Source organism: Thiothrix litoralis, from assembly GCF_017901135.1.
GTDB classification, from domain to species: domain Bacteria; phylum Pseudomonadota; class Gammaproteobacteria; order Thiotrichales; family Thiotrichaceae; genus Thiothrix; species Thiothrix litoralis.
This window is the reverse complement of record NZ_CP072801.1, coordinates 815,494-831,641: the sequence shown is the minus strand read 5'-3', so window position 1 is coordinate 831,641 and position 16,148 is coordinate 815,494. Positions and strand designations below refer to the sequence as shown.

At 52.9% G+C, this 16,148-nt stretch carries 15 protein-coding genes and 1 tRNA gene; 6 read left to right on the top strand and 10 right to left on the bottom strand.

Annotated elements, in window-relative coordinates; translation table 11 throughout:
• Positions 1 to 10 precede the first annotated feature (10 nt).
• The gene (locus J9253_RS03955; protein WP_210221241.1) at positions 11 to 1,162 is read right to left on the bottom strand and encodes an RNA-guided endonuclease InsQ/TnpB family protein; all 1,152 of its coding nucleotides are present in this window, start codon (positions 1,160 to 1,162) and stop codon (positions 11 to 13) included.
• 141 nt (positions 1,163 to 1,303) lie between these two features.
• Here J9253_RS03955 and J9253_RS03950 point away from each other — a divergent pair, with 141 nt between their 5' ends.
• Positions 1,304 to 1,477 (top strand): hypothetical protein, encoded by a 174-nt coding sequence (locus J9253_RS03950; protein ID WP_210223399.1) that lies wholly within the window; start codon positions 1,304 to 1,306, stop codon positions 1,475 to 1,477.
• 124 nt (positions 1,478 to 1,601) lie between these two features.
• Here J9253_RS03950 and J9253_RS03945 read toward each other — a convergent pair.
• The 3 genes from J9253_RS03945 to J9253_RS03935 all read right to left on the bottom strand — a co-directional run bounded on the left by J9253_RS03945 (position 1,602) and on the right by J9253_RS03935 (position 6,586).
• Positions 1,602 to 1,678, bottom strand: a tRNA-Met gene (locus tag J9253_RS03945).
• 69 nt (positions 1,679 to 1,747) lie between these two features.
• Positions 1,748 to 4,075: a coiled-coil domain-containing protein gene (locus J9253_RS03940; protein ID WP_228291500.1), complete on the bottom strand. Its 2,328-nt coding sequence runs from the start codon at positions 4,073 to 4,075 to the stop codon at positions 1,748 to 1,750.
• Positions 4,076 to 4,186: 111 nt separating this feature from the next.
• Positions 4,187 to 6,586 carry a DNA internalization-related competence protein ComEC/Rec2 gene (locus J9253_RS03935; RefSeq protein ID WP_210223398.1) on the bottom strand — a complete coding sequence of 800 codons (2,400 nt, stop codon included), beginning with the start codon at positions 6,584 to 6,586 and terminating at the stop codon, positions 4,187 to 4,189.
• Between the two features lie 51 nt (positions 6,587 to 6,637).
• Between J9253_RS03935 and J9253_RS03930 the strand changes: the two genes are divergently transcribed.
• The gene (locus tag J9253_RS03930) at positions 6,638 to 7,162 is read left to right on the top strand and encodes a DUF2062 domain-containing protein (protein ID WP_210223397.1); all 525 of its coding nucleotides are present in this window, start codon (positions 6,638 to 6,640) and stop codon (positions 7,160 to 7,162) included.
• Here the strand turns inward: J9253_RS03930 and lolD are convergent.
• The 3 genes from lolD to J9253_RS03915 are packed head-to-tail and all read right to left on the bottom strand — an operon-like array spanning position 7,148 to position 10,326.
• Complete coding sequence (gene lolD, locus J9253_RS03925) at positions 7,148 to 7,828, bottom strand: lipoprotein-releasing ABC transporter ATP-binding protein LolD (RefSeq protein ID WP_028487861.1); 681 nt, start codon at positions 7,826 to 7,828, stop codon at positions 7,148 to 7,150. The genes J9253_RS03930 and lolD overlap by 15 nt on opposite strands.
• Positions 7,821 to 9,086 carry a lipoprotein-releasing ABC transporter permease subunit gene (locus J9253_RS03920; protein WP_210223396.1) on the bottom strand — a complete coding sequence of 422 codons (1,266 nt, stop codon included), beginning with the start codon at positions 9,084 to 9,086 and terminating at the stop codon, positions 7,821 to 7,823. The genes lolD and J9253_RS03920 overlap by 8 nt, the downstream gene beginning before the upstream one ends.
• The gene (locus tag J9253_RS03915; RefSeq protein ID WP_028487859.1) at positions 9,079 to 10,326 is read right to left on the bottom strand and encodes a lipoprotein-releasing ABC transporter permease subunit; all 1,248 of its coding nucleotides are present in this window, start codon (positions 10,324 to 10,326) and stop codon (positions 9,079 to 9,081) included. Before J9253_RS03915 ends, J9253_RS03920 begins: the two co-directional genes overlap by 8 nt.
• 60 nt (positions 10,327 to 10,386) lie before the next feature.
• Here J9253_RS03915 and J9253_RS03910 point away from each other — a divergent pair, with 60 nt between their 5' ends.
• The gene (locus tag J9253_RS03910) at positions 10,387 to 10,647 is read left to right on the top strand and encodes a hypothetical protein (RefSeq protein ID WP_210223395.1); all 261 of its coding nucleotides are present in this window, start codon (positions 10,387 to 10,389) and stop codon (positions 10,645 to 10,647) included.
• A gap of 5 nt (positions 10,648 to 10,652) precedes the next feature.
• Here the strand turns inward: J9253_RS03910 and J9253_RS03905 are convergent, their stop codons facing one another.
• Together J9253_RS03905 and J9253_RS03900 are read right to left on the bottom strand one after the other, a co-directional pair.
• Positions 10,653 to 11,042, bottom strand: a complete 390-nt coding sequence (locus tag J9253_RS03905; RefSeq protein ID WP_210223394.1) for a type II toxin-antitoxin system VapC family toxin — start codon at positions 11,040 to 11,042, stop codon at positions 10,653 to 10,655.
• Positions 11,042 to 11,287, bottom strand: a complete 246-nt coding sequence (locus J9253_RS03900; protein WP_210223393.1) for an AbrB/MazE/SpoVT family DNA-binding domain-containing protein — start codon at positions 11,285 to 11,287, stop codon at positions 11,042 to 11,044. Before J9253_RS03900 ends, J9253_RS03905 begins: the two co-directional genes overlap by 1 nt.
• 152 nt (positions 11,288 to 11,439) lie before the next feature.
• Between J9253_RS03900 and parE the strand changes: the two genes are divergently transcribed.
• The 3 genes from parE to J9253_RS03885 all read left to right on the top strand — a co-directional run bounded on the left by parE (position 11,440) and on the right by J9253_RS03885 (position 15,576).
• Positions 11,440 to 13,338 (top strand): DNA topoisomerase IV subunit B, encoded by a 1,899-nt coding sequence (gene parE, locus J9253_RS03895; protein ID WP_210223392.1) that lies wholly within the window; start codon positions 11,440 to 11,442, stop codon positions 13,336 to 13,338.
• Positions 13,335 to 13,802, top strand: coding sequence for an MEKHLA domain-containing protein (locus tag J9253_RS03890; protein ID WP_210223391.1), 468 nt, complete (start codon positions 13,335 to 13,337; stop codon positions 13,800 to 13,802). Before parE ends, J9253_RS03890 begins: the two co-directional genes overlap by 4 nt.
• 91 nt (positions 13,803 to 13,893) lie before the next feature.
• The gene (locus J9253_RS03885) at positions 13,894 to 15,576 is read left to right on the top strand and encodes a hypothetical protein (protein WP_210223390.1); all 1,683 of its coding nucleotides are present in this window, start codon (positions 13,894 to 13,896) and stop codon (positions 15,574 to 15,576) included.
• Here J9253_RS03885 and tadA read toward each other — a convergent pair.
• Positions 15,553 to 16,143 carry a tRNA adenosine(34) deaminase TadA gene (gene tadA / locus J9253_RS03880; RefSeq protein WP_210223389.1) on the bottom strand — a complete coding sequence of 197 codons (591 nt, stop codon included), beginning with the start codon at positions 16,141 to 16,143 and terminating at the stop codon, positions 15,553 to 15,555. The genes J9253_RS03885 and tadA overlap by 24 nt on opposite strands.
• Between the last annotated feature and the right edge of the window lie 5 nt (positions 16,144 to 16,148).

Here is a 16,148-nt window from a genome sequence, read left to right as displayed (position 1 = left end):
GATTCCTAATTCACCGAGAACAGGACGACGACACCGAAATGCCATCGCCACTAACATTCTCTCCAAAGGCTAACACCGCCAGCCCGGCGGCTAAAATGTTACGTGCTGCATTCACGTCACGGTCGTGGGTTGTGCCGCATTCGGGGCACTCCCACGATCGCACGTCCAGCGGCATGTTTTCTTTCACGAACCCACAGCAGGAACAGCGTTTAGTGGACGGGAAGAATCTCCCTATCTCAACGTATGTCCTCCCGTACCAGCCAGCTTTGTACGCAAGCTGGCGAGTGAACTCACCCCAACTTGCATCCGCAATGTGCTTGGCTAACGTTGGGTTCTTAATCATGTTCTTCACGGCGAGGTTTTCAGCACAAACCACTTGGTTCTCGTTAATCAGTTTGCGGGACAACTTGTGCAAGTTGTCCGAACGGTCATCGGAAATTTTCGCGTGAACACGGGCGACCTTGCGTTTAGCTTTCAACCGGTTCTTGCTGCCGAGTGTCTTCTTGGCAAGACGGCGTTGGTACTTCGCGAGTTTAGCCGCGTGTTGTGCGGTGTGGCGGGGATTACCGGATTTAAAACCGTCAGAGGTAACGAACAAATCCTTGATGCCCACGTCAATGCCTGCCTTTTTATCGGTGACGGGCAACAGCGTGGGTTCAAATTCACACAAGCAAGACACAAAATAGCGTCCGGCCTGATCTTTGGAAACAGTAACCGTGGTGGGGTCAGCCGGAAGTGCCTGACTCCACTTGATATTCAGCGGTTTATCGCACTTCGCCAGTTTCAATTCACCGTCACGGTAGCTGAACGCGCGGTACGTGAATTCAGCCGATTGGCGGTGCTTTTTAGATTTGAAGACAGGGTATTTTGCCCGACCTTCAAAGAAGTTTTTGAACGCCGTTTGCTGATTCCTCAAGCATTGTTGCAGCGGAACACTGGAAACGTCGTTCAGGAAAGTAGCTTCAGGCAGTTTTTTGATGGCAGTCAGTTGGGAACTCGCTTTCGTGTACCCAACTTTTTCCTGAGCCTGATAGTAGGCATCCGTGCGGTAACGCAAGATGCTGTTGTAAACGTAGCGCACACAACCGAACGTCTGAGCCAGCAACGTTTCTTGTTGTGGGTCTGGGTAGAATCGGAATTGGTAGGCGCGTTTAGTTTTCATTATTCACAAAATATCGTATATTTCGTGAAGAGTCAACAACCGAAGATAGCAAACCAAACGGAGGAGCGAGAAGAGGGTCGGCTGTCGCCGACGCGCTATCCCTCCCCATGCCTAAAGGCAGGGGTATCTCGCGCACGACTGATGAACGATCTTCCTAAATGGTTAGGCTGGTTGCAAGTATCGCTCTTTGCCATTGCAGCGGGTTTGATATTCCCGAAGGCGAAACACTTTGAAGAATTGAGTAGTGACTGGCAGCAATTCATGATCGGTGGGTTCGTGTGGGGTATCGCCTTGTTTATGTCACTGTGGCGATAGCGGGAAGAGGGTTGTCCAATCCTAGCAAACAAATTGCGTGACTAAACCCGTGACTAAGAAAGCAATAAAAATAACCAAAATAAAAAAGGGCTGCACCTATAAGGACGCAACCCTTTGTTTATACTGGTGGCTACACCTAGATTCGAACTAGGGACCCCATCATTATGAGTGATGTGCTCTAACCAGCTGAGCTATGTAGCCAAGAGGCGCGAATATTAACGACAGCCGTACAAACTGTCAATCCCCTTTTCAAGGAAAATAGCCATTACGTTAGAAAATAGCCATTAGTCTCAAACCCAACACAAACACCAAGGCGGCCGCCAGACCCGTTATCGCACCTTTGATGAACACACTTTGCGCCCCCGCCGTATACTTGACCACACTTTTATCGAGTTTGTCGATTTGGCGGTCACGCTGAGCAATGATCAGGTCACGCTGATGCAAGGCTTCATCACGATTCTGCAACTGCTGTCCCTGCTCTTTCAAAGCATTTTCCAGATGTTGGATACGCAAGGTCAGTTCCTGAAGCCGTTCATCACGGCGGCGGATATGCGCTTCCTTGGCAACAATCGTCTGGTCGCGATCATGCAGGCTGATATCACGCTTGTTGATTTGTTCGTCACGCGCATTCAGATGAGCATCACGTTGCGCAATCGTAGCATGGCGTTCATGCAGGCTGGCATCGCGCTTTACTACCTCGGTGTCACGCAAATGGATTTGCTGATCCCGCGTTTGTAAGGCTTCTTCCTTATGCTGGAGGTGCAAATCACGCTGTTCAAGTTGGGCATCGCGTTCCGCTACCGTCGCATCGCGTTCGGCAATGGTCTCTTCACGTTCCGAAAGGAATTCATCGCGATCCTGCACCGTCTGGTCACGGAGCTGCAACTGCACATCGCGTTCGGCAATGCTTTGGTCACGCAAGTGGACTTCGAGTTGCAAGTTACGCACCTGATCATCGCGGGCGGCAATTTCGGTATCACGCACTTGCAGGCTGGTATCACGCTCGGTGATAAATTCGCTCAGTGTCTGGACTTGCAGATCACGCTCATGCAGCGAGGTATCGCGCTGCTGAAGACTCTGATCACGCTCAGTGAGTTGGAAGTCACGTTCCCGCACCGTATCGTCACGTTGCTGGATAGCCGCATTGCGCTCGGTCAGCAGCGAGTCACGCGCATGGATGGTTTCATCGCGTTCCTGCATCTGCCCGTTTAGCTGGGAAATATGCCCGTCACGCTGCTTGATGCCGTGGTCACGTTCGCCGATGGTGACATCGCGACTTTGCAACTGGGTATCGCGTAATTGCAACTGCTTGTCACGTTCCCGCAGTTGCAAGTCTTGCCCGCTGATACGGGTGTCACGTTCGCGCAAGGAAATATCGCGTTCCTTGATGCGACGGTCGCGCTCGGTGATTTGTACGTCGCGCTCTTCCACGGTGCGGTCGCGACTGGAAAGACGGGTATCACGGTCGCGTAAATCTTCGTCAGCCTTATTGATACGCTCATCACGCATCGACAATTGGCGGTCACGGTCAGTTAACTGGGTATCACGTTCCTGCAAATGGTCTTCGAGTTCGCGGATGGTTTGCAGAAAATCCAGCCCCTGCTGGTCACGGCTGCGGATGGCTTCTTCGCGCAAGCGCAACTCATCATCGCGTTCACCGATGGTGCGGTCACGTTCGCTGAGTTCGCGGTCGCGCTGACCCAGGGTAAGGTCACGCTTTTCCACCTGCTGTTGCTGGATGCCGATGCGCTGGTCACGCTCCTGCAATAAACTGGCTTTTTCCTTGAGTAATTGCTCGCGTGTCTGAATTTGCTGGTCGCGCTCGGCAATGGTGCGGTCACGGGATTGCAGATGCTGGTTGGCAAGATCAATGTGCCCGTCACGCGCGGCAAGCTGGCGGTCACGTTCTAACACATGGTTGTCACGCTCGCTCAGGTGCTTGTCACGCTCCTTGAGCATTTTTTCCTGTTCCAGCGTCTGACGGGTACGCTCTTGCAGCAAAGTTTCGCGATCGACCAGTTGCTGGTCTTTCTTGATGATACTGTCATCACGGCTTTGCAGCAGCTTATCTTTGCTTTGGATGGCCTGATCAATACGCGACAACGAACGGTCTTTGTCTTCCAGACTACGGTCGCGCATCTGGATTTGCAGCTCTTTTTCCTGCAACAGTTTTTCGTAGTGGGCGAGGTTTTGTTCCAGACTACTCAGGCGTGATTCGCGGTCTTCCAGCATGGTGTCACGCTGTTGCACGGCACGATCACGGGAAACAACACTTTCATCACGGGCACGTAAGGCTTTTTCCTTGTCTTCCAGTAACTGGTTTTGCTGGTTCAGCAGTTTTTCTTTTTCACCCAGTAAACGTGCCAAGGTTTCCATACGCTTGTCACGTTCGTCAATGCGGGCATCACGTACCCGGATATGACCATCCTTTTCCAGCAGCAAGCCTGACATTTGCTGCAAACGCTGATCGCTCTCCACCAAGCGCAGCGCCAATTCATCCACACTGGTTTTCAACGCCTGCTTATCATTGAGGGTTAGATAAACGTTTGAATCCAGTTTTTTGAAAATGTCGAGATCCTTTTCTTCCAATTTCATCATTGATTCCTGAACACTACTCGCTTGAACCACGGGCAAAAAATACCCTGTTCAATATGCAAACCCATTGGGAAATGCCTTGGATTCTGGCATAAATAATAATGTTTCGCCACGTTACTTTTTAGTGTAACGGTTCCACAAGTGCTGATGCTCGATACGCCACTCCCTAACCTGCATGATTTCACGGGTTTCAGGAAAATCCAGCCGCAATTCACCGCTATCAACCGTGTTGAGTAATTTTATGTTGCGAACCGCATAACGCTGAACCACGTCAGGGTGTGGATGATGAAAACGGTTACGGTAACCACTGGTCACAATACCCAAGGTTGGTGCAACCGCCTGAATAAACGCCGGGCTTGAAGATGTCTTACTACCATGATGTGGCAACACCAAAACCTCAGCCCGCAAATCAACCAAATCAACAGGCTGTTTGAGCAACCACTTTTCTGCAATACGCTCAATATCTGCCGTCAATAAAACGCTATGATAGCGGTTCATTATTTTTAACACACAGGAACGGTTATTTTTCTTCTGATCAGGAAAATCCATTGCCGGGTGTAATACACTAAATTCTACCCCATCCCACTGCCATGACTGGCCTGCCATACATAAATCAACCTGATGACTTGTTAGTATATCAGGGCTACTAGCCAATACCTTGCCCACAGGCAATGCTGCCAATAACGCCCCCGCACCGCCGCTATGATCATTATCCGCATGGGAAACCATCAAGGTATCAATGTTTACCACGCCCTGCCCCCGCAGCCACGGCAATACCACCAATACCCCGGTATCAAAACTGTCCGACACCTTGGGGCCTGTATCAAACACCAAGGTATGGTGCGCGGTTTGTACCACGCTTGCCAACCCTTGACCTACATCCAGCACACTCACACGAAACGCCCCGGCATCCAGTTGCGGCGGCTGATACAACACCAGCGGCAACATCAACAACGCCCCCAACCAACGCCCCGGCATTCCGCGTGGCAACCACAGCAACACAAACCCAAGCCCCGCCAACAACAGCCATGGTAACGGAATCAATGGCATGTAAACGGTTGACAGCGACCACGAGGCCAACCAATCCAACACCCACATCAACCATTCCAACAATTTTGCTGCTCCCCACCACATCCATGCAGCGCCAACAGACCAAACCCCCACCAACGCCATGCCCAACAACACCAGCGGCGTCACCACAAACGTTACCAGCGGAATCGCAATCAAATTAGCCAGTGGTGAACTCAGCGACACCATGCCGAAAAAGCCTGCCGCCAGCGGAATCGTGCCCAATGACAGTACCAACTGCATCCACAGCACCGCCGATTTACCCACCTTACGCTGGCGCATTCCCAGAAAAGCCAACAAAGCCACCGTCACAAACGATAACCAGAACCCCACCGACAAACCCGCCAGCGGATCGAGCAACAACACCAACAGCAAAGCCACACTCATGGTGACACTGAACGGCACTTGCCGTCGCCACACCAAACCCGCCAACACCACCAGCAACATGATCAGCGTGCGCTGGGTCGGAATATTAAACCCTGCCAGCAAGGAATAGCCGGTCGCCAATACCCCACCCGACACCCCCGCAGCGACCCGCAACGGCAGCCACAAATACAACATTGGAAACAAGCGCCAGATACCCCACACCGGCAAAATCCCCAAACTAGCCACCATCGTAATGTGCAAGCCCGAAATCGCCAGCAAATGAATCGTACCCGTGTTACGCAATACCCCCCATTGCTGCTGCGAAATCCCCTCGGTATACGCAATCGCCAACCCCTGCACCAGCCCAGTCATGGGCGAACCTTGCAAAGCTGTTGCGATCTTTTCCTGCAAATGCTGACGCCAGCTATCCGGTTCCCACCACGGTGCTGCTGCCACGCGCTGATTATTATTAGACTTACGCACATAGCCACTACCGCCAATGCGTTGCGTAAACAACCATTGCTCATAATCAAAGCCATTGGGATTCATGAAACCATTCGGACGCTTGCCGCGTACCAGCAACTGCCAACGTTCACCAGCACGGACATCGGGCGTATTATCCTCATACCAAGCCACTCGCAAACGCCCGGTGTATTCCGGCACAGCGACATCCAATAAAAAATGCAACCCATCGGCACTGCGTTCCGGCACATCCACCACCGTACCCGTCAACAGCTTGTCTTCGCCTTCCCACGCGGTGGGCAGCCACGCATTCCGCACATCACTTGCCACCCATATAGCGTAACAACTGCCCAACAAGATGCCCAACAACACCTTGCCCAGAAGAAAATCCTCCCCCAACCCCTCCTTTTTCAAAGGAGGGGTGCTAGAAGTGCTATTTTGCCTCCCCCTTTGAAAAAGGGGGATTGAGGGGGATTTTCTTCGTCGCCATTGAAGCACCCCCAACACACACCCTGCCAGACAATAGCCTCCCCAAAACAATGCATCCATCACCGGCAGGCGCGGCAATACCAACAGCACCAGCGTGCCGATAAAAAAACTCACTGAAAAGGTGCGCATGTTTCACAAACCATGGATAATGAATGACCTTATTGTTGTTATTGAGGCTTCATGCCACGAAAGTTACTGCGTAAACTGTTCCCCAACCCTGAAAGACTCAAAGAGCATAAGCATCTTCAGTTTCTGGGGGACACGTTGCATTTGCCCTGCTTATGGCATTTGAACCGCCACAATGTAGCAGCCGCGTTTGCGATTGGGCTGTTTTGCATGTGGATTCCAGTACCTTTCCAATCCGTGATTGCAGCACTGTTAGCCGTATTTTTTCGAGCCAACTTGCCTTTAGCCGTGGTGCTGGTGTTTGTTACTAACCCGGTGACGATGCCGCCGATGCTTTATGGTGCGTATTTGTTAGGGGCAGCTATTGTCGGACATCCAACGGCTGGCTTCAACTTCGCCCCTAGCCTTGACTGGCTAATGAATGGCCTGATCCTTATCTGGAAACCATTCCTATTAGGCATATCCCTGATGGCCGTATTCTCCTCCGTAGCAGGTTACTACGGCGTCCACCTACTGTGGCGTTTGCATCTACTCAGACGTATCAAAGCCCGCCGCAAACGTAAATTACGCCGCCCCTAATACCCCATCCGTCAAGCGATACACCGTATCCATTTTCGCCGCCAATTGCAGGTCATGCGTGACCACCACAAACGCCGTTCCTAAGGAATCATTCAAGCTTTGCATCAAATTAAACACGTTTTCAGCCGTGTTGTGGTCGAGGTTGCCGGTCGGTTCATCTGCCAATACCGCTTTCGGGCGCGACACCAGTGCGCGGGCAATCGCCGCACGCTGACGTTCCCCCCCGGACAATTGCGCTGGCTTATGGTCAAGACGTTCTTTCAGCCCCACTTTTGCCAGAATATCAGTCGCCTGAGCAGTAGCATCCGCCACTTTCACACCACGGATCAGCAACGGCATCGCCACATTTTCCAAGGCCGTGAATTCTGGCAGCAAGTGATGGAACTGGTAAATGAAGCCCATCGACTCGTTACGCAGCACGCCGCGTTCCGTATCCGACAACTGATCCATGCGCTTGCCCAGCACTTCCACGTGCCCGGAAGTAGGCAAATCCAGCCCGCCCATCAAGTGCAGCAAGGTACTTTTACCACTACCGGAACTGCCCAAAATCGCGACTTTTTCACCGGCTTGTATTTGCAAATCCACACCGCGTAGCACTTCCACATCCAACCGACCTTCGGTGAAACGCTTGCTCAATTGCTGGCAAGAAATAATCACATTACTCATAACGCAGAGCCTCCGCAGGCTGGACTTTGGACGCACGCCAAGCAGGGTAAAGCGTCGCGAGAATAGACATAAACAGCGCACTCAAGGCAATCACGAGGACATCGCCCGGATTCACCCGTGATTCGAGTTCGCTGATAAAATAAACATCGGCATTGATGAAATGGGTATCAAACAAACGTTCCAGAAACGGCACAATCACATCCAGATTGGTCGCCAGCAACACACCCGCCACCACGCCGATCAGCGTACCGAACACCCCAATCAACGTACCCTGCACCATGAAAATCTTCATCACCCGCCCCGACGACAGCCCCAAGGTACGCAATATCGCAATATCGCCTTCCTTGTCCGTCACCACCATCACCAGCGTCGACACCAGATTGAAGGCTGCCACCGCAATGATCAGCATTAGAATAATAAACATCACCGACTTCTGTGCCTGAATCGCAGCAAACTGATTTTTATTCAGATTCGTCCAATCATTTGCCCACATATCCGGCCACGCTTGCCCCATACGCTGCAAAATAGCTTGGGCAGTTTTGGGCGCAAGGTATAAATCATCTAACGTCATCCGCAAGCCGGTCACATCCCCGCCCATTTCAAAGGTCTTTTCCGCATCTTCAAGGTTCACGTAGGCCGAAGTGGTATCAAACTGCTGCATATCCACCCGGAAAATCGCCACAATGGTGAAACGTTGCAACGCAGGCATTTGCCCGGTTTCCAACGCATTTTCACTGGGGCTGACCAGCGTCAGCGCGTCACCCACATCGACTTTCAATTCCTTCGCCATGGTTGCGCCGATGGCAATATTAAAACTGCCCGCTTGCAGCTTTTGCATATCACCCTTGACCACATGATCGAAAACCGTGCTGACCTTGCGTTCTTCCTCCGGCAAAATACCTTGCAACACTGCCGCCCGCGCTTCATCGCCCTGATTCAACATCGCAGGCTTTTCAATAAACGGCGACACCGCTTTCACATGCGGAAAATCCAGCAAGTCTTTTTGCACTTTCTGCCAGTCAGACACCATCAAATCGTTTTCAGAAACAGTGACGTGCGCCAACATACCCATGATGCGCTCGCGCATGGTTTGCTCGAAACCATTCATCACCGACAGCACGGTAATCAGCACCAGCACACCAATCGCAATCCCGATAATCGACGCTAACGAAATGAACGAAATGAAATGCTTCTGACGCTGTGAGCGCGTATAGCGCAAGCCGACAAACAGCTCCATCGGCTGGAACATCTTACTCATAGCGCAATGACTCCGCAGGCTGGATTTGTGAGGCACGCCAAGCGGGGTAAACCGTTGCCAATACCGAAGCAATCAGCGAGGCAATACCGATCCAGATCACATTACCCCAACGCAGATCCGAGGGGATTTCACTGATGTAGAACACATCCGACGAGAAAATCTTGAATCCGAAAGTATTTTCCAGAAACGGAATCACCGTGTGGATATTCAGCGACAGCCATACACCCAGCCCAATCCCCACCAGCGTGCCAAACACCCCGATGATACTGCCTTGAATCATGAAAATCCGCATGATACGTTTTCCCGACATCCCGAACGTTCGCAGGATGGCAATATCCGATTCCTTGTCATTCACCGCCATCATCAAGGATGCGACAAGGTTAAACAACGCCACGCACACCACCAGAAACAGGATCAAGGTCATCACAATACGCTCGGTTTTAACGGCGCGGAAAAAGCTGCCGTGTTCCTGACTCCAGTCAACCACCTCAAAGTCTTTGCCCAGCTTGGTCTGTAAATCGTGCCCAATCGCGGGTGCTGCGAACATATCATCCAGTTTCAGACGTATCCCCCCGACGTTTTCACCCAAGCGGAACAGCCGCGATGCATCGCTCAGCTCAATAAAGCCGGTCATGCCATCGTATTCAGGATGCCCAATCTGGTAGATACCCACCACGGTAAAGCGTTTCAGGCGTGGCAAAATACCGGCGGGTGTGACTTGCACTTGCGGCACAATCACCGTGACTTTATCGCCGGGAATCACCCCAAGGTTAGCCGCGACTTCCACCCCCAGCACAATGCCGTATTCGCGCGGCTTGAGGTTGCTGAAGTTGCCTTCCAGCATTTTGAAATTCACGTCGCTGACCTGACTCTGGCGAGCCGGGTCTATGCCCTGCAATACCACGCCGCGCATCAGGTTGCCGTTGGTCAGCATCACCTGTTTTTGCACATAGGGGGCAGCACCGATGACGTGTTTTTCAGCCTGCAAACCGTCCAACTTTGCCGTCCAATCAGAGAGTTGCCCATTTGTCCCCGAAACCGTGACATGGGAAACCACTCCCAGTATCTTGTCCCTGAGTTCCTTTTCAAACCCGTTCATGATCGACAAAACCGTGATCAGCACCATAACCCCCAGCAAGATGCCGAGCATCGAGGCGAACGATATGAACGAGATGAAACGGTTACGTCGCCGCGAGTGCGTGTACCGCTGTCCGATGAATAATTCGAGTGGTGTAAACATGGGTGGCGATTGTACAACTGATTGAGTGTCATTTAATAGTAAAGTATCGGGAGATCAGACATGCGTTTGCCCAAATGGTTTAGTAGCGTACTCAGTACTGCGTTACTGGCTATCCCTTTTTTCGCCACTACCGCCTTTGCCGACTACCCCAGCCGTGGCATGAGCATGAATAACGTCAAAGCACACTACGGCCAGCCATATTCCGTGAGCCAGTCCGCCAACCCCGTCAAAAAGCGCTGGCCCCGAATTACGGTGTGGAATTATGGCGGATTTTCAGTGTATTTTGAACACGGTAAAGTGCTGCATACGGTAGTGCATTAACCAAACTAGCGGATAGAGAAAACGGGGACTGACAAGTTCAAATCCTTCCAAACTTTATCCGCTGTTACAATTTCCATTCCCAATGCCTCACCTGTTGCCACACAAGCCCGGTCTGCCAATGACAAGCCCATGGGAGCAGCCTGCTGCCACAGTGTCGCGGCAAGTTCTGCCTGTTGCTCGGAAAAGGGTACGACCTCAAGCCCCAGACTTTGTAACAATTGCCCGATACGCGCCGCATTCAACTCTGCCCGCTTCAACTTTTGCAGTACTTCTGACCAATTGACGCTAGAAACGACGGATTCTTCAAGCAAGGGCTTGACCTTATCCGCTCCCGTTTCTTTATGGATAACAGCCAACAATGCCGATGCATCCATCACATAACGTTTATCAATCATTATTCTCTGCCTGCACTTTCGCGACGCTCATCTATCAATTCCTGGGCAAGATCAGTTTTCGCTGGTATCGCACTCATTTCTTGATAGATTTTCTCCCACAGCAACTCTTTTGGCTCAAGAATCAGACGCCCATTTTCCAGATGAGCCATCAGACGCGAACCTGATTTCAACCCCAGTTGCTTGCGCAATAGGGATGGAATAACCATACGGCCTTGTTGGGTAACAGCTATTTCAAATGCTTGCATGGGTTAAAACCTCATTTTTTGGCACATAGATAGTATTATGCCACAAATGGGAAGATTCACCAGAAAGACTCGATGAGGAATATTTTAGGGCTTTACGAACACGCCCTAACCCGCTATTTTGACGCGCATCCAGACCAGAACTGACGAGAATAATGAGCAACAACACCTACGACGCCTCTTCCATCGAAGTCCTCACCGGACTCGACCCCGTGCGCAAGCGCCCCGGCATGTACACCGACACCACGCGCCCCAACCACTTGGCGCAAGAAGTGATCGACAATAGCGTGGATGAAGCCCTCGCCGGGCACGCCAACCAGATCGACGTAACACTACACACCGATGGCTCGGTTTCCGTCACCGACAACGGGCGCGGGATGCCGGTCGACATCCACCCCGAACAAGGCAAACCGGGAATCGAAGTCATCCTCTGCACCCTGCACGCGGGCGGCAAATTTTCCGACCAGAATTACCAGTTTTCCGGTGGTTTGCACGGTGTGGGCGTTTCCGTAGTCAATGCCCTCTCACGCAAGCTCGAAGTCACCATCAAGCGCAATAGCCAGCTTTACCGCATGGCTTTTGCCGACGGTAACAAAGCCAGCGAACTCGAAGTGATCGGCAAGGCAGGCAAGCGCGAAACCGGCACCACCGTGCATTTCTGGCCGGACGCCAAATACTTCGACACAGTGAAATTCAGCGTCAGAGCGCTCAAACACAATTTACGAGCAAAGGCGGTACTCTGCCCCGGTTTACGCATCCGTTTCACTGATGCCTCCACCAGCGAACCCGAAGTCACCGAATGGTATTACCAAAGTGGCTTGCGCGATTACCTCAATGAAGCCATCAGCGAATTCATCACCCTGCCCGAAGACCCGTTCACCGGCTCACTCACCGCGCCGCGTGAAACGCTCGACTGGGCCTTGCTGTGGCTACCCGAAGGCGGCACAGCCATACAGGAAAGCTACGTCAACCTGATTCCCACGGTGCAAGGCGGTACGCACGTCAACGGCTTGCGCACGGGTGTGACCGATGCCTTGCGCGAATACTGCGAATTCCGCAACCTGTTGCCACGCGGCCTGAAGTTGACCCCGGATGACGTGTGGGAAAACATCGCGTTTGTGCTGTCGTTCAAGATGCAAGACCCACAATTTGCCGGGCAAACCAAGGAACGCCTCTCCTCCCGCGAAGCCGCCAGTTTCATCAGCGGCGCAATCAAGGACGCCTTCAGCCTCTACCTCAACAACAACACCGTGATTGGTGAACAACTCGCACAATTGGCAATTAACAACGCCACCAAACGCCAGAAAGCCAGCAAAAAAGTCATCCGCAAACGCATCACCGCAGGCCCCGCCCTGCCCGGCAAACTCGCGGATTGTTCCTCGCAGGACATCACCCGCACCGAACTGTTTCTGGTGGAAGGCGACTCCGCAGGCGGCTCGGCAAAACAAGCACGCGACCGCGAATTTCAAGCCATCATGCCCTTGCGCGGTAAAATCCTGAATACGTGGGAAGTCGATTCGGAACAAGTGCTGGGTTCACAGGAAGTCCACGACATTTCCGTGGCGATTGGCGTAGAGCCGGGGCATTGCGACCTCAATCAGCTACGTTACGGCAAAATCTGCATTCTCGCCGACGCCGACTCGGATGGCGCACACATTGCCACCCTGCTTTGCGCCTTATTTCTCAAGCACTTCCGCCCATTAGTTCAAGCGGGTCATGTCTTTGTTGCCATGCCGCCGCTGTACCGCATCGACATCGGCAAGGAAATTTATTACGCGCTGGATGAAGCCGAAAAACAGGCACGTCTCGACATTATCACCGCCGAGAAAAAACGCGGCACGGTATCCGTCACCCGCTTCAAAGGCTTGGGTGAAATGAACCCGCTACAATTACGCGAAACCACTATTTCCCCGGATACCCGCCGCTTGGTCAAACTCAGCATCGACGACGGTGACGAATCTGCCGACATCGTCATGGACATGCTTTTGGCGAAAAAACGCGCTGGTGACCGCAAGCACTGGCTGGAAACCAAAGGTAATCTGGCCAGCATATGATGACACCGGCACAACTGACCGCACACTTGCATTTGCTACACAGCAGTTTCCGCCACTACGTCGGGCGAGATCTGGCCGAGCTGCCCTGGCAAGGCGTAAACACCGCGCAGGCGCTCGACAACGCACCATTTGTGCTACTATCACACAATACTGCCGCTGACCCCATTTTCACTTACGGTAACAAGAAGGCGCTGGAAGTCTTTGAAATGGATTGGGAAACCCTCACTAATCTGCCATCACGTTATTCCGCCGAAGCACTCGCCCGCGAAGAGCGCGAGCATTTGTTGCAAACCGTCAATCGCCAAGGCTATATCGACAACTATGCAGGGATACGCATTTCCAGCAGCGGGCGGCGCTTCCTGATCCGACAAGCCATTGTGTGGAATTTGCGGGATGCGCAAGGCCATTACGCCGGGCAAGCCGCTTATTTCGACCAATGGGAATATCTGCCCGAAAATAGCTAGAACAGGCTATATTCAAGGCAGGGAAGAATCATTTAACCTAGTCTCATTGACACAGGGCAACCCGCCAAGCAGCGGACAAGGAGCAATTACCATGCCTACGACTATCGAACAGCAAATCAATGCTGATCTTGAAGCATTTGCGAAAGACCCCAAAGCCTTCATGAACCGCCAACCACCGAAAACGGATGCCGCTGGCAACCCCGTAGACGGTGCGACGCTGTTCCCACAAGACGCGATTGACAGTCTGGATTACATCGAAGCGCGAGATTCCCAGCGGATGCACATCCTGCAACCGGGCAGTGGTGAGCCAGGCGGCCTGTCCACCCGTGCAGCCATTGCATCCAACGACAAACCCGCCAACTTGGTGGATACCCTGAGCTACAGCAAGCTCAGCGACATGGAAACGGCTGGCCTCAAACAAGCCTCCTTGGCAGAATCACCGTGGTCAGACGATTACTGGGGCATTTACAAAGGTATCCTCGGTGCACGTTATGCGGACTCCAGCTTCCCAAAATCGAGTGACTGGCAAAAGAATTTCGATTACGTGCGCAACAACCCATCAGCGGCTATCCTCGCCAGTGGTAATGCCACCAAGATCAACCAGCTTTCCCCGGCGGAAAAATACGACGCGCTGGTGGGTGATACCAATGAATCCTTGACTAAAAAAATGTGGGCAGAAGGTAAATCCTATTACGACGCACATGGTTCGGTAGAAATGTGGATGGGCATCTGCCACGGCTGGGCACCTGCGGCCTATATGCTAGCCAGACCGACCAAAAGCGTGACGCTGAAAACCCCGAGTGGCGTTGCCATCAAGTTTTACCCCTCCGACATCAAGGCATTGGCGTCTTTGCTGTGGGCAAACGCCGCCAGCCCTACCCGCTTTATCGGTGGGCGCTGCAACGACAAAGACCCTGCGACTGACGCTGTAACCGGGCGCGTCAAGTCGGCAGACTGTTTTGACACCAACCCCGGTACTTGGCATCTTGCCATCGTCAACCAGATTGGCGCTTCCAAACGCAGTACCGTACTGGATGTTACCTTCGATTACGAAGTCTGGAACCAACCGATCTACGCGTACGAATACCGCTACTTCAACCCACAAACCAATAACTACGCCAGTAGTATTGCGGAGGCAACGGTTAGCAAAGCCGCGTTTACCAACGACAAATTCAAGGCTTACCGCAGCTCCCAGACCCAATCTTTTGTCGGCATCCGCATGGATGTTTCTTATGTGGTTGAGACATCACCCAGCCAACGCGAAACGGATAGTCCTTCGCAAGACGCCATCCAGAAAGTCACCTATTACTATGATCTGGAGCTGGATGCTGCAAACACTATCGTGGGCGGTGAATGGTATACCAACAAGCACCCAGACTTCTTGTGGACACCGAGCAAGGGGCTTCACGCCAAAACGTCTTACGAGTCGCAGGCGACTGGTACATGGCAAGCGGGTACTGCTGTCCCGGCCGCGTGGCGCACAGCGGCGCAATCAGCCGCCACCAAGCAAAGCGCACCGCTCGCAGCGATTGTGGAACAGCTCATCCGGTTCGCCAATGGTACGCAAACAGCCACGCCAGCATCAACACCTACCCCAGCACCTGTGCCTGTGCCAACACCCAGCCCAACACCCGCACCTGTGCCAGCACCCAACCCAACACCTGCCCCTGCGCCGACACCAAGGCCGACGCCAGTACCAACGCCGACCCCAACGCCAGCACCGGCTCCGACTGATTCTTGGTTAACGCGCTTACTCCGCCGCTGGTTTGGCTGAAGCTGCTGCCCGCCGCTCACGGAAGAATGCCTGCAATAACGCAGCGCATTCTTCCTGTAACACCCCACCCTGCACCGCTAGCACCTTGTGGTAGTGGCGTGGGTCTTGCAGCAGATTAAACGCACTGCCTGCTGCCCCGGTTTTGGGGTCATAAGCACCGAATACCACCCGTTCCACTCGTGCGTGCAGCATGGCGCCGACGCACATCAGACAGGGTTCGAGCGTGATGTAGAGGGTTGTGCCGGGTAAACGGTAATTACCAACCGTTTGGCCTGCTGCCCGCATAGCAAGCATTTCGGCGTGGGCGGAAGGGTCATGCAAGGTAATGGGTTGGTTCCAGCCTTCAGCGAGGATTTCGCCGTCGCGGATGAGGACAGCACCGACGGGGACTTCGCCTTGCTGCCAGGCGTTGCGGGCAAGGGTAAGGGCGTGGCGCATCCAGTGTTCGTCGGATAAAGAAACCCCTCCCGGCCTCCCCTTATCAGGGGAGGAGTCAAGAGGTGTGGTGCATTCTTGTCCCTCCCCTGATAAGGGGAGGTTAGGAGGGGTTTCTTCTGCGGCATTCATTAACA

What these genes read in the sequence shown, in the direction of transcription:
- J9253_RS03955 (WP_210221241.1), bottom strand. Translation starts at nt 1,162, where the DNA reads ATGAAAACTAAACGCGCCTACCAATTCCGATTCTACCCAGACCCACAA.
- J9253_RS03950 (WP_210223399.1), top strand. Translation starts at nt 1,304, where the DNA reads ATGAACGATCTTCCTAAATGGTTAGGCTGGTTGCAAGTATCGCTCTTT.
- J9253_RS03940 (WP_228291500.1), bottom strand. Translation starts at nt 4,075, where the DNA reads ATGATGAAATTGGAAGAAAAGGATCTCGACATTTTCAAAAAACTGGAT.
- J9253_RS03935 (WP_210223398.1), bottom strand. Translation starts at nt 6,586, where the DNA reads ATGCGCACCTTTTCAGTGAGTTTTTTTATCGGCACGCTGGTGCTGTTG.
- J9253_RS03930 (WP_210223397.1), top strand. Translation starts at nt 6,638, where the DNA reads ATGCCACGAAAGTTACTGCGTAAACTGTTCCCCAACCCTGAAAGACTC.
- lolD (WP_028487861.1), bottom strand. Translation starts at nt 7,828, where the DNA reads ATGAGTAATGTGATTATTTCTTGCCAGCAATTGAGCAAGCGTTTCACC.
- J9253_RS03920 (WP_210223396.1), bottom strand. Translation starts at nt 9,086, where the DNA reads ATGAGTAAGATGTTCCAGCCGATGGAGCTGTTTGTCGGCTTGCGCTAT.
- J9253_RS03915 (WP_028487859.1), bottom strand. Translation starts at nt 10,326, where the DNA reads ATGTTTACACCACTCGAATTATTCATCGGACAGCGGTACACGCACTCG.
- J9253_RS03910 (WP_210223395.1), top strand. Translation starts at nt 10,387, where the DNA reads ATGCGTTTGCCCAAATGGTTTAGTAGCGTACTCAGTACTGCGTTACTG.
- J9253_RS03905 (WP_210223394.1), bottom strand. Translation starts at nt 11,042, where the DNA reads ATGATTGATAAACGTTATGTGATGGATGCATCGGCATTGTTGGCTGTT.
- J9253_RS03900 (WP_210223393.1), bottom strand. Translation starts at nt 11,287, where the DNA reads ATGCAAGCATTTGAAATAGCTGTTACCCAACAAGGCCGTATGGTTATT.
- parE (WP_210223392.1), top strand. Translation starts at nt 11,440, where the DNA reads ATGAGCAACAACACCTACGACGCCTCTTCCATCGAAGTCCTCACCGGA.
- J9253_RS03890 (WP_210223391.1), top strand. Translation starts at nt 13,335, where the DNA reads ATGATGACACCGGCACAACTGACCGCACACTTGCATTTGCTACACAGC.
- J9253_RS03885 (WP_210223390.1), top strand. Translation starts at nt 13,894, where the DNA reads ATGCCTACGACTATCGAACAGCAAATCAATGCTGATCTTGAAGCATTT.
- tadA (WP_210223389.1), bottom strand. Translation starts at nt 16,143, where the DNA reads ATGAATGCCGCAGAAGAAACCCCTCCTAACCTCCCCTTATCAGGGGAG.